This is a genomic window from Chloroflexus sp. (assembly GCF_049970315.1).
GTDB lineage: Bacteria > Chloroflexota > Chloroflexia > Chloroflexales > Chloroflexaceae > Chloroflexus.
In genome coordinates this window covers 1-12,833 of sequence record NZ_JBMFNE010000003.1, presented here as the reverse complement: position 1 = coordinate 12,833, position 12,833 = coordinate 1, and the positions used below count along the sequence as shown (strand labels likewise).

The window sequence follows — 12,833 nt, the reverse complement described above, 5'->3', positions numbered from 1 at the left end:
GAATAGGGTAACGTACAATGTCAGATGTGACGCTTACCATCGATGGTGTGCAAGTAACGGTGCCTGCCGGTACTAATATTGTGGACGCAGCCCGTCAGGCCGGAATTGCGATCCCGGTGTTTTGTTACCATCCACGCCTAAAACCGGTCGGTATGTGCCGTATGTGTCTGGTTCAAGTCGGTACGCCAAAGATCGATCCGGCGACACGTCAGCCGGTGCTCGATGCTAACGGTCAACCTGTGATCACAATGATGCCAAAGTTGCAGACGGCCTGTACCACACCGGTTAGCCCTGGTATGGTGGTAAAAACAACCACCGAAGAGGTGAAGTTCGCCCAGCGTGGCATTCTCGAATTTCTGCTGACCTCACACCCACTCGATTGTCCGGTATGCGATAAGGGCGGTGAATGCCCGTTGCAGAACCTGACGATGGGTTGGGGGCCGGCAGTTTCACGTTTCGATTACAACGATAAGGTCCATTTTGAAAAGCCGGTTAAGCTCGGCGATCTGATCTATCTCGACCGCGAACGCTGTATTCTCTGCGCGCGCTGCGTGCGTTTCCAAGATGAAATTGCCGATGATCCGGTGCTCGGTTTCGATAATCGTGGCCGTAACTGGATGATTATCTCAAAATCGGACCCACCCTTCAACAGCAAATTTTCCGGTAATACAACCGATATTTGTCCGGTGGGGGCGCTGACTAGCAGTGACTTTCGCTTTAAGGCACGGGTATGGGAGTTGCAGAGTAAGCCGGTGATCTGCACCTTGTGCCCGGTTGGTTGTAATTTGACCTTCGATATGCGTCACGATCGGCTGATGCGGGTGATGCCCCGTGAGAACGCGGCCGTCAACGATATTTGGATCTGTGACAAAGGACGCTATGGCCATCGCTTTATCGAGTCGCCGGACCGCCTGACCACACCGTTAGTACGGCGTGATGGCAAACTGGTTCCGGTCAGTTGGGATGAGGCACTCGAAGTGGTGGCCGATCAATTGACGATAGTTCGGACACGTTATGGGGGGAATGCGTTAGCCGGGTTGGCCGGAGCACAGCTTAGCAACGAGGATCTCTACCTGTTCCAACGCTTGCTACGTGAGCTGGGAAGCGAGAATATCGATACCGGGATCGGTGGACCGGCGGCGTTACCTCCCGACGAGATGGGTGGGTTGCTAGCACCTGGCCCAGAGACGGATTTGAGCAAACTGGGTACCGGAGCGGTGGTGCTGGTGGTAGGAGCCGATCCTGAAGAAGAAGCACCTCTCTATATGCTACGTCTGCGCGGTATTGCTCAGCGCGGCGGTAAACTGATTGTCGCCGGACTACGCCCGACGAAGCTCGAACGCTCGGCAACGACGGTGGTGCGGTATGCACCGGCAGGTGAGCTGGCGTTTGCCCAAGGTTTGCTTAAGGCAGCCTTAGAGAACGGTGCTAAGCTGGCGACGCTTGAACGGATGCAGGGCTGGCATGAATTGCGCCGATCATTAAGTCAGGCTAAGCTGGCCGATTTTGCTACTGCGTGTGGCTTAAGTGAAGCCGTATTGACCTCAATTGCCCAGAGTTTCCTCACTGCCGAGCACAGTCTGATCGTCTACGGTTGGGAAGCGCGGAGTGCCGGTCTGGCCTTGGTCGAGACACTGGCTGCGCTGATGATCTTGACCGGCAAGGTGGGGAAGGCCAATAATGGTATGATCGCATTGTTGGCGGGCGGCAATAGCCGCGGTGCAATCGAGATGGGTGTGCGCCCCGATGCCGGGCCTGGGTACGAGCCACGTAAACAACGCGGGTTGGATGCCAACGGCATCTGGGCGGCGGCTCAAACCGGTAAGGTGCGGGCCATTTGGCTGGCCGGTGTCGATCCGGCGGCTAAACTACCTGCCGCACGTGCTGCCCTCGATGCTGCTGAGTTTGTAGTTGTGCAAGACCTCTTCCTCACCGCTAGTGCCGAACTGGCCGATGTTGTGTTGCCGGCGGCAAGCGTCGCCGAACGTGAAGGCTCCTACACTAATGCCGAACGGCGGGTGCAGCGTTCGCGGCAAGCCTGTTCGCCGGTTGGTGAGGCTCGCCCCGATTGGCAAATTGTGGCCGCAGTTGCTAATGCGCTGGCAATGGTCCCGATTGGGGGTGGACGTAACGGGTCTATCCCTGTGAAAGGAGAAGCTTGGGAGTATGTGGTCGCATCTGATGTAGCCGATGAGATCGCCGCTCAGGTACGAGGCTATGCCGGCATCACCTACGCTGCACTGGCCGCTACCGGTACCGGTGGCGGTTGGGGGCGTCAGTTTGATGACGCCATCTATTACGACGGAACGAGTTATGCCAACAGTGAAGGTGTTGGCCTGGTCTTGCCGTCCTTGGCGGCGATGGCCTCCTCGCGGCTGACCTTCACCGGCGCGACCACACCATTTACCGATGAACGTCCGCTCCTGTTGCTCGAACAGGTGTTGGCTTACGATGGCGACCGCCATCTACGTGGCTCGAAGCTACAAGGGTTGATCCCACCCGGCTATGTTGCTATCAGTACCGAGGATGCGGTGAAGCTGAATATTCATAGCGGTGATCGGGTGCGTCTCACTTCAGCCGCCGGCGAATTGGTGATCGCAGCACGGGTGTCGGCCGATTTGCCGGCAGGAATTGTCTTGTTGCCGGCAGGTTTGGCCGATGTCGCGGCAGCGACCATCGAAACTGGGCCACGGACACGGGTAAGTCTGGCTAAGGTGGTGATGGGGTAGCAAGGAAGCGATTATGGATTGGCTTACCATTCTGATTATCGTTATTCAATGTTTTGTGATCACGCTGGCCGTGACTACCGCCTTTGCCTATCTAACCCTGTTTGAGCGGCGGCTGTTGGCCCGATTGCAAAACCGTGTTGGTCCTAACCGGGCCGGGCCGGCCGGTTTTTTACAACCGGCTGCCGATGCGGTCAAGCTGTTCTTCAAAGAGGATATTGTGCCGGCATTGGCTGATAAGCCGGTCTACTTATTGGCTCCGGCATTAGCAGTGATACCGGCATTGATCATCTGGGCGGTCATCCCATTTGGTTGTCTCAACCTGAACTGGGATTATCAAGCGTGTTATGATCCCAATCGCACCAATCTGTGGAATATTCTACAGATTACCGATTTGAATATTGGGGTTCTGTACATTCTCGCGATAACGAGTATTGGTGTGTACGGAATCACCCTGGCCGGTTGGGCTTCAAACAACAAATATTCGATGTTGGGTGGGATCCGTTCCTCGGCCCAGCTCATTTCGTATGAGTTAGCACTGGGATGCGCGGTGCTGAGCGTGGTAATGACATACGGTACGCTCTCGACCCACGAGATCATCGCCCAACAGCGTGGTTGGTTGTGGGGCGTCATTCCCCAACTGCTCGGCTTCTTCCTCTACATGATTGCCGCTACTGCCGAAGTGGTGCGGGCGCCGTTCGATTTGGTCGAAGCCGAACAAGAGCTGACCGGCGGTTACAACACCGAATACGGCTCGATGAAGTTTGCCCTCTTCTTCATGGCCGAATACATCAAACTGATCGCCGTTTCGGCATTGACCGTCACCTTCTTCTTCGGTGGTTGGCATTTCCCCGGTCTCGACATCCTCGGCCGTGAAGTGACAGCACTGGCCGGGCCGGTTGCCGGTAGCATTGTCTTCGGGATTGTCTCGCTCGGTTCATTCTTGCTCAAGGTGGTTGTGTTCCTCTTTATTTCGGTCTGGATCCGGGCTTCATGGCCGCGTCTGCGCTACGACCGTCTGATGGATCTGGGGTGGAAGTGGTTGCTGCCGTTGGGTCTCCTTAATCTCGCCTACACCGCCGTGGTGATAGTGCTCATTCCCGATCGGGTCGTGCATTCGTGGGTTTTGTTTGGCCTCGGTGCATTGACGATTGCGATTGCGATTGGCTTCAACCGTACTCCCAAACCGGTTGACAATGTGACGTTAGTCGGCGATATTCAATTGCCGCATGGGAATTAGCGTGCGTTGTCAGAGGAATATCATATGGTAGAACGGCACGGGTAGTCTGTAACCCGCTGAAAGGATAGAGCTATGATCAAAGAACTGGTCAAGGGGTTAGGCACAACGCTACGTTATCTATTTAAACCGCCGGTTACTGTTCAATATCCTGAAGTGAAGCGACCGGTGCGGGAACGGTTTCGGGGTCGTCACGAACTCAAACGGTTCGCCAACGGTCAAGAACGCTGTATTGGATGTGCGCTGTGTGCCGCCGCTTGTCCGGCAGATGCAATTTTAGTCATACCGGCGGAAAACGATCCGGCTAATCCTCGTTCACCCGGTGAGCGCTACGCTGCCGTGTATGAGATCAATATGCTGCGTTGTATCTTCTGTGGGTACTGCGAAGATGCCTGCCCGACCAACGCGATTGTGCTCGAACATCAGTACGAACTCAGTTTCTATGATCGCCGTGCTGCGATCTATACCAAAGAGATGTTGTTAGTTCCTCCGGACAAGGGGCACGGTGAGCCGCCGCCGATTTTGCAGCAGCTTAATCGCCAGCCTAGCCCGCCGGCAAAGATTGATCTGTGATCAGGTTGGTTGCTACGGGGATGCGGTTGCCCGCAAAATCGGTCTCATCCGGCTAGCTTTGCGCCTGCAAACCCGTCCCGTATGGAGCGCGGTGTATGGAATTGATCTTGTTTTTGATTACGGCGCTGATCGCAATTGTTGGGGCAGTCGCGATGGTGGTATCGCGCAATGCGGTGCATAGCGCACTCTTCCTACTACTCAACTTTGCCGCTATTGCAGTGCTCTTTCTTCTCTTGTATGCCCCATTTCTCTTCGCGATCCAGCTTACCGTCTATGCTGGTGCGATCATGGTGCTCTTCTTGTTTGTCGTCATGTTGTTGGGCGCTGAAAAGGTCGAAGATGCACCTGACCGTATCGCATGGCAGCAGCCGTTGGCCTTGGTACTCGGTTTGGCATTATTGGTCGTAGCGGTTGTGGTTGGGTTAGGCGGTGCTACCACCCCTCCACCCGACGGTGCAGCGCTCGTGTCGTTTACCGATCCGCGTTCACTGGGTGGATTACTCTTTACCGATTATTTGCTCCCGTTTGAAGTAACCGGCTTTATTCTGCTGATTGCTGTGGTGGGCGTTGTTGTGTTGAGTCAGCGCGGGAGGAAAATCTGATGGTGCCCACGTCGTATTATGTGCTGCTCAGCGCCATCTTGTTTACCATCGGCGTGCTCGGTGTGTTACTACGACGGAATGCAATTGTGATCTTTATGTCGGTCGAATTGATGCTAAATGCGGCGAATTTGGCCTTGGTAGCTTTTGCGCGTGAGCGGCTTGGAGTTGAAGCACAGGTGATAGTCTTTTTTGTCATTACGGTGGCCGCTGCTGAAGTAGCGGTCGGTTTGGCGCTGTTGGTATCGATTTTCCGTACCAAACGTACAGCAGATGTGGATGAAGTCAGTACATTGAAGGGCTAGCCAACCATGGAACTGTTGATCTGGCTGATACCGCTGCTGCCATTTATAGGTTTTTTGTTAAACGTGTTTGTGATTCGTCGCGAGCGTGAGGCAGGATTGGTGGCGAGCGGTATGGTTGCGGCAGCGTTTGTAGTGACGCTGATCGCGGTCAGTATGTTGGCCGGCATGCCACCGGAAGAGCGACGGATTGTGAGTACGGCGTGGGAATGGATCAATACCGGTAGTTTTCGAGTGCCGTTTGCCGTGATGTTCGATCCGCTGACGGCAGTCATGGCGCTGTTGATTACCGGTGTTGGTGCGCTCATTCACGTCTACTCGATCGGCTATATGCACGGTGATCCGCGGGTGGTGCGCTATTTCGCCTACCTCAATTTGTTCGTCACCATGATGCTCTTTCTGGTGATGGCAAATAATTTGTTGCTGCTCTTCCTCGGATGGGAAGGTGTCGGTCTGTGTTCGTTCTTGTTGATCGGGTTCTGGTTCGAGCGCAAATCGGCCAGCGAAGCGGCAGTCAAAGCGTTTGTCGTTAACCGAATTGGTGATGCGGCATTTATTTTAGCGATGTTGGCCATCTTTGCCTATTTTGGTACCCTCAACTTTTACGGCGATGGCGAAAGTGGTCAACTCGGTTTTCTCGAGCGGGTGAGCGATATTGCCGGTTTGCGGATTGGTCCTACGTGGCAGCCAATCTTTGCAAGCACAGCGATCTCGTTTCTCCTACTGATCGGGGCAACCGGTAAGAGTGCACAATTCCCACTCTTCGTCTGGCTCCCTGATGCAATGGCCGGTCCTACACCGGTGTCGGCACTCATCCACGCCGCGACTATGGTGACCGGTGGGGTGTACCTGATGGCGCGTACCGAACCGCTCTTCGTGGCCTCGTTTACAACGCAAGGCTGGGTGGCATGGATCGGGGCGTTGACTGCGCTGCTCGCCGGTACGGCGGCAATGGCTCAATGGGATATTAAGCGAGTGCTGGCGTATAGTACTGTCTCCCAATTGGGTTTTATGGTGGCAGCGTGTGGTATGGGAGCGTATGTCGCCGCAATTTTTCACTTGTTAACCCACGGCATTTTTAAAGCACTGCTCTTTCTGGCTGCCGGTTCGGTCATCCATGGGACACATGATACCCAAGATATGCGGCGTATGGGTGGCTTGAAGGATGCGATGCCTATCACCTTCCGCACCTATCTAATTGGGGCGTTGGCGCTGGCCGGGATTATCCCGTTTGCCGGCTTCTGGAGTAAAGATGAAATATTAGCGCACGCGGTGAGTCATGGGCACACTCCGATCTTCTTGATCCTCTTCCTCACCTCGTTGCTTACCGCCTTCTATATGGGTCGGCAGGTTGCGTTGGTCTTCTTCGGGACACAACGTGATCCGAGCTATCATCCGCACGAAAGTCCGTCGGTGATGACGGTACCGCTGATCGTGTTGGCTGTTGGGGCGGTCATTGGTGGTGCCATCAATCTACCGGTGTTGCACTGGTTGACCGACTGGCTCGAACCGGTGTTGCACGAGCAGGCCGGCGAATTTAATCTGTGGCTGGCGTTGGTAGCCACTATCGGTGCAGTCGGTATGGGCTATCTTGGCTGGTGGGTCTATACCGTCAACGCGGCTAAGATCAAGATTGGCGGTAAAGACCCAGCCTACCGCTACAGCGGTGATATTTGGGAAGGGATGGCGGAAGCGTGGTACCTTGATCGCTTCTACCAGCGCACGGTGGTTGCCGGTTTCGAGCGGCTGGCCGATTTTCTCGCCCTCGTGTTCGATCCGCAGGGTGTTGATGGATTGGTGATGGGTATTGGCCGCTTCTTCGGTGGTTTGGCCAATGGGGTGCGTGCCTTGCAAACCGGCTATGTGCGCACCTATGCGCTCGTCTTCACCGTCGGCGTGTTACTCGTTCTTGGCTTTATGCTCTGGTTTGCCCGCTAGGCGCAACCGGTGGCGCAACCGGATCGGGTGTCTGGCAATCTGATTGCCGGTCGCGCCGCGCTGCGTCCGGTGTGGGATGGCCGGGGCAGCGGTTGACAACCAGCTTGTTGATACGCTGCTCCATAGGGGAGATTTATGAATCAGCTAGGCTTTCCGCTCCTCTCGCTCATCCTTTGGTTGCCGGCAGCCGGCGCCTTGGTGCTGCTCTTTGTGCCGCGCGCCAATGCCGAGCTGGCCCGCCGGGTATCACTTGCCACGATGGTGGTCGTCTTTTTGCTCTCGCTCCTGTTGCCGCTGCGGTTTGAAACAAATCCGCTCCAGACAACTGTCGTCGGTGCATCGCCGGTCATGCAATTTGTCGAAGAAGTGCCTTGGTTGCCGATTGTTGGCGCAACTTATAGTTTGGGCATTGATGGGATCAGCCTCTGGTTGGTCATGTTGACCACCTTTTTGGGGCCGATCGTTGTGCTTTCGACGTGGGATTCGGTGCATAAAGATGTGCGTAACTTCCAGATTCTGCTGCTGATCTTGCAGACGGCCATGATCGGCGTCTTTCTCGCGCAGGATCTCTTGTTATTCTACCTGTTCTGGGAGTTTACCCTTATCCCGATGACCTTCTTGATCGGTATTTGGGGTAGTCAGAACCGAATTTACGCAGCGCGTAAGTTTTTTCTCTACACATTTGCCGGCTCAGTTTTCATGCTGTTGGCGTTAATTGCATTGCATATCCTGCACCGTAATGCGATTGCCGAAATTGAGCCTGGATTTCGCGGTACCTTCAGTTTTAGCCGGTTTGTTAGTGATTTGCGCGCCGGTCGGCTGACCCTTGATAGTCTCACCGAGCGGCTGCTGTTTGGCGCATTTTTCCTGGCCTTTGCCGTCAAAGTACCGCTATGGCCGTTCCATACGTGGTTACCCGATGCCCACGTTGAAGCGCCGACCGCCGGTTCGGTGGTACTGGCAGGGGTGTTGTTGAAGCTGGGCGGCTACGGCATGATTCGCTACAATTTGACGCTCTTCCCGGCAGCCTCGCAGTGGGCAGCACCGGCACTGGCGATACTTGCCGTGATCGGTATTATTTACGGCGCGGCTGTTGCCTTTGCTCAATCGGACATGAAAAAGTTGGTCGCCTATTCGTCGGTGAGCCATATGGGGTTCGTCGTTCTGGGAATCTTTGCCCTCAACACCGAAGGAATTAGCGGTGCTGTGTTGCAGATGGTCAATCATGGTCTCAGTACGAGTGCGCTCTTTTTGATGGTCGGTGTGCTCTATGAACGGCGACATACTCGCGAATTGGCAGCCTACGGCGGGTTGTGGAAGGTAATGCCGGTCTTTGCCGCTTTCAGTCTGCTGGTTGCGCTTTCGTCGGCCGGTCTACCGGGTCTCAACGGTTTTGTTGGTGAGTTTACGATCATCACCGGCGCATTCTGTTCACCTTTGCTGGGATGGATCTACGTTGCCTTTGCCGTCGGCGGTGTCGTATTGGCCGCCGCGTATCTGCTCAAACTCTTCCGCTCGCTCTTTATGGGTGAGGTACATCAGCCGGATAATACGAAGCTGCCCGATTTGAATCGGCGTGAGCTAACGACATTTGCGCTTTTGAGCATTCCTATTGTATTGATCGGCATCTATCCGGTGTTCTTCTTCAATGGAATGCAGTATAGTGTGGCTGCACTCGTAGCAGATTTGATGGCGCAAGTGGCGGGGAGTTGATGAACCGGAATATGATCTTCTAAAACGTATTGCCGGCATTGAGGGGTGGGCAGACCGTTCACCGCCCCTATGCCGTTGAGGAGGAGATACACATGGATTCATTGACGATCCCACCGGTGGATCTACGTTTACTGGCGCCCCTGTTAGTTGTTGTTACGTGGGCGACGGTGTTGTTGTTAGTTGATGTGTTCTTCATACCTGATGGTCGCAAGAAACTGACCGGCTATCTCGCGATTGGTGGCTTGGTAGCAGCCGGATTGGTCGGTTTGCCGCTGTGGGGCGTGACCGGTACGACCTTTGGCGGCATGCTGCGCTTGGATCCGTTTGCGCTCACGCTCACATGGATTTTCCTGCTGATCGGCATTCTCAGCATTACAATGTCGTTGGAGTATTTGCCTGGTCAAGGGATCGAGCAGGGCGAGTATTATCCATTGATCATGTTTGCCGTGAGCGGGATGATTTTGCTGGCTCAAGGCACCGATCTGATTGTGCTCTTTTTGGGAATAGAAACTCTTTCGATTACGCTGTATATCTTAACCGGTTTTGCCTACCCGCGACTGACCTCGGAAGAGGCAGCGATGAAGTATTTGGTGTTAGGGGCGTTTGCCGCCGGTTTCTTCGTCTACGGGATTGCCTTGATCTTCGGTGCTACCGGCTCGACGCGGCTCGGCGAGATCGGGGCCTATGCAGCGAGTCGCGGTATCGGTGATCTGAACCTAACGCTCTTGCTCGGTGGGGCGGCAATGGTGCTGATCGCCTTCTCGTTCAAGGTGGCGCTTGCACCTTTCCACATGTGGACGCCCGATGTCTATGAGGGTTCACCGACGCCGGTGGCGGCGTTTATGAGCGTTGGTACCAAAGGTGGCGCGCTTGCAGCCCTGGTGCGGTTGCTCTTTGAGGGCTTGCCTACGCTCAATGAATACTGGCTGCCGGTGTTGGCCGGGCTGACTGCTCTGACCATGGTCGTTGGTAATCTCGGTGCGGTGGCGCAGACGAATGTAAAGCGGATGCTGGCCTATTCGAGCATTGGTCATGCCGGTTATGTGATGCTTGGGGTGATGGTTGCCGGCGAGCAGCGCGGGCCTGAAGCGTTCCTGTTCTATATGTTGGTGTATGCGTTGAGTAATCTTGGTGCGTTTGCCGTACTGATTGCGCTTGAGCATCAGGGCGAAAATGCGTGGCGGCTCGATGATTTTGCCGGCCTGTACCAGCGTCAGCCGCTGTTGGCAGTGGCTATGGCAATCTTTATGTTCTCGCTGGCCGGTGTTCCGCCAATGGCCGGATTTATGGCAAAGTTCTATGCTCTGACCGCCGCATGGGAAGGTGGTTTGCCCTGGTTGGCACTGGTCGGGGTGGTGACGAGCGCGATTGCAGCCTTCTTCTACCTCCGTGTTATTATTCGTATGTTCATGACCGAACCAGAAGGCGAACCGACCCCAACCCTAAACCGTGGCCTAACCGTTGATATTGCGCTTGCTGCGATTGGGACGATTGCAATTGGCCTGATTCCGGCGCCGGTCTTTGCACTGGTTGAGCGGTCATTGGTAGTGTTTGGTGGATAGAAAAAGGTTCTGTTATCGCCTCCCCCTCCTCTCCGGCGCGAGAGAAGGGGGATTTGCATGTTCGTATTCGGTTGGGTGGCGATGACTACAATCCGTTGTAGTCATCGGTTGGTGTTGACCAACACAACCAGCATTCTTGCCCTCTCTGGTAAATTCCCCTTCTTTCGGTAACAATTCGGTAACATCGTTGTCGTATCCTTATCTGTACCATAGTTAGGGCGTATTTGGTATTTGAACAAGACATACTCCAAGAAGAGCGGTTGCACTCATGTCGAAGGATGCAGTTGCATTTTGATGATGGGCGTTAGATGGTGCCGTAGTGACAGAGGGGATGGGTTAGCGTTGAGCATGGGTCTGAATTGTCGTCGTAGGTGCGCTATGAATGCCAAACATCCGTTGGTAATCGCTAGTGCAATTATCGTGCTGTGTCTATCCATTATCGGCTACAATACGGCACCAGTACAAGCAACAGGTGTGTTGTATGTAGCGCCGATCGCAGTAGGCAGTGGCGATTGTTCGTCATGGGCGAATGCATGTACCTTGCAGACTGCGCTTACCAATGCGGTAGCCGGTCAGCAGATCTGGGTACAGGCGGGTGTCTATAAACCCGGAAGTACACGTAGTGATAGTTTTGCACTTAAGAGCAATGTGGCCGTTTATGGAGGATTTGCCGGTATCGAAACAAGTCTGAGTCAACGTAATATCACCAATATCACTGTTCTGAGCGGCGATATTGATAACAACGATAGTATTGACGCTAACGGTGTGACAACGGAGATCAATGGCGCGAACAGCTATCACGTCGTCACAGCATCTGGAGTAACCGGCGCCGTTCTTGACGGATTTGTGATTACCGGGGGCCAAGCGGATGGTGGAGTTTTTTTCGACAAAGGTGGTGGGCTGTACAGCTACAATAGTAGCTTTTCGCTACGTCACATTACCTTCGCCGGTAATTATGCCTCGAGCGGTGGTGGGATGTACAATGATCACAGTCTTTGCGGACTAGAGCTAGAGACTGTTACGTTCATGGACAACACTGCGCTCTATTTTGGCGGAGGAATGTTTAATGAACAGATCAGTACCATCTGTACCACCACTAATCCAACTCTGAAGAATGTGACCTTCGCCAACAATCGTGCTGATTATGGCGGTGGGATGTTTAATTCAAATAGCAGTCCAGAGATCATCCACGTCACCTTTAGCGGCAACCACGCAGACCAGAAGGGTGGCGGGATGTATAATAACTCGGGCAGTAATCCTGAGGTACGGAGGGTGATTATCTGGGGTAATAGTGCTCAGGCCCATGCTGGAGTAAGTAATGTATCTGGAGCAACACCCAGGTTTACCCACACTATTGTTGAAGGATGTATAAATCCGATTAGTTTGAATTGGATAAATGCTTGCGGCATCAATAATGGAGGCAATCTTGGCGCCGATCCGAATCTTGGTCCACTTACTGACTTTGGTGGGCCGGGGCGTCAACTCTTCCCCTTGTCACCAGGTTCTCCTGCAATTGACGCCGTAACAGGCTACTGTCCTTCAGTTAGCGATCAGCGCGGTGTCGCTCGTCCGGTCGATGGTGATGGTGATAGTGTAGCCCGCTGCGACATAGGTGCGTTTGAGTTTACGGCATCTGTGCCAACTCCAACCCCGACGGCGACGGCGACAGACACCCCGACGGCGACAGACACCCCGACGGCGACGGTGGCGGAGACCCCGACGGCGACGGTCACGCCGACGGCGACGGCGACGGCGACGGTCACGCCGACGGCGACGGCGACGGCGACAGACACCCCGACGGCGACGGTCACACCGACGGCGACGGCGACAGACACCCCGACGGCGACGGCGACCCCGACGGCGACGGCGACCCCGACGGCGACGGCGACCCCGACGGCGACGGTAAACCCGACGGCGACAGACACCCCGACGGCGACGGCGACGGCGACAGACACCCCGACGGCGACGGCGGTGCTACCAACGGCGACGGCGACGGCCACGCCGACGGCAACCCCGACGGCGACAGACACCCCGACGGCGACGGCGACGGCCACGCCGACGGCGACCCCGACGGCGACAGACACCCCGACGACGACGGTCACGCCGACGGCGACCCCGACGGCGACAGACACCCCGACGACGACGGCGACGGCGACGGCGACCCCGACGGCGACAGACACCCC

9 protein-coding genes are annotated in these 12,833 nt (G+C 55.2%); all 9 read left to right on the top strand.

Features of this window, described 5'->3' with window-relative positions:
* Positions 1–17: 17 nt before the first annotated feature.
* Positions 18–2,729 (top strand): NADH-quinone oxidoreductase subunit NuoG, encoded by a 2,712-nt coding sequence (gene nuoG, locus ACP5OT_RS02605; protein ID WP_428131240.1) that lies wholly within the window; start codon positions 18–20, stop codon positions 2,727–2,729.
* A 13-nt stretch (positions 2,730–2,742) separates the two neighbouring features.
* Positions 2,743–3,966: an NADH-quinone oxidoreductase subunit NuoH gene (gene nuoH / locus ACP5OT_RS02600; protein WP_424676316.1), complete on the top strand. Its 1,224-nt coding sequence runs from the start codon at positions 2,743–2,745 to the stop codon at positions 3,964–3,966.
* Positions 3,967–4,038: 72 nt separating this feature from the next.
* The gene (gene nuoI, locus ACP5OT_RS02595) at positions 4,039–4,536 is read left to right on the top strand and encodes an NADH-quinone oxidoreductase subunit NuoI (protein ID WP_012616319.1); all 498 of its coding nucleotides are present in this window, start codon (positions 4,039–4,041) and stop codon (positions 4,534–4,536) included.
* A gap of 95 nt (positions 4,537–4,631) precedes the next feature.
* Positions 4,632–5,138, top strand: a complete 507-nt coding sequence (locus ACP5OT_RS02590) for an NADH-quinone oxidoreductase subunit J family protein (protein ID WP_424676317.1) — start codon at positions 4,632–4,634, stop codon at positions 5,136–5,138.
* Complete coding sequence (gene nuoK / locus ACP5OT_RS02585; RefSeq protein ID WP_287908885.1) at positions 5,138–5,440, top strand: NADH-quinone oxidoreductase subunit NuoK; 303 nt, start codon at positions 5,138–5,140, stop codon at positions 5,438–5,440. The genes ACP5OT_RS02590 and nuoK overlap by 1 nt, the downstream gene beginning before the upstream one ends.
* A 6-nt stretch (positions 5,441–5,446) precedes the next feature.
* Positions 5,447–7,375, top strand: coding sequence for an NADH-quinone oxidoreductase subunit L (gene nuoL / locus ACP5OT_RS02580; RefSeq protein ID WP_424676318.1), 1,929 nt, complete (start codon positions 5,447–5,449; stop codon positions 7,373–7,375).
* A gap of 135 nt (positions 7,376–7,510) precedes the next feature.
* Positions 7,511–9,088, top strand: a complete 1,578-nt coding sequence (locus tag ACP5OT_RS02575; protein ID WP_424676319.1) for a complex I subunit 4 family protein — start codon at positions 7,511–7,513, stop codon at positions 9,086–9,088.
* Between the two features lie 92 nt (positions 9,089–9,180).
* Positions 9,181–10,650, top strand: a complete 1,470-nt coding sequence (locus ACP5OT_RS02570) for an NADH-quinone oxidoreductase subunit N (RefSeq protein ID WP_428131237.1) — start codon at positions 9,181–9,183, stop codon at positions 10,648–10,650.
* Positions 10,651–11,028: 378 nt separating this feature from the next.
* On the top strand, positions 11,029–12,833 hold a 1,805-nt coding region (locus ACP5OT_RS02565), incomplete at its 3' end, for a choice-of-anchor Q domain-containing protein (RefSeq protein WP_428131235.1).

What these genes read in the sequence shown, in the direction of transcription:
- nuoG (WP_428131240.1), top strand. Translation starts at nt 18, where the DNA reads ATGTCAGATGTGACGCTTACCATCGATGGTGTGCAAGTAACGGTGCCT.
- ACP5OT_RS02570 (WP_428131237.1), top strand. Translation starts at nt 9,181, where the DNA reads ATGGATTCATTGACGATCCCACCGGTGGATCTACGTTTACTGGCGCCC.
- nuoL (WP_424676318.1), top strand. Translation starts at nt 5,447, where the DNA reads ATGGAACTGTTGATCTGGCTGATACCGCTGCTGCCATTTATAGGTTTT.
- ACP5OT_RS02590 (WP_424676317.1), top strand. Translation starts at nt 4,632, where the DNA reads ATGGAATTGATCTTGTTTTTGATTACGGCGCTGATCGCAATTGTTGGG.
- nuoI (WP_012616319.1), top strand. Translation starts at nt 4,039, where the DNA reads ATGATCAAAGAACTGGTCAAGGGGTTAGGCACAACGCTACGTTATCTA.
- nuoK (WP_287908885.1), top strand. Translation starts at nt 5,138, where the DNA reads ATGGTGCCCACGTCGTATTATGTGCTGCTCAGCGCCATCTTGTTTACC.
- ACP5OT_RS02575 (WP_424676319.1), top strand. Translation starts at nt 7,511, where the DNA reads ATGAATCAGCTAGGCTTTCCGCTCCTCTCGCTCATCCTTTGGTTGCCG.
- nuoH (WP_424676316.1), top strand. Translation starts at nt 2,743, where the DNA reads ATGGATTGGCTTACCATTCTGATTATCGTTATTCAATGTTTTGTGATC.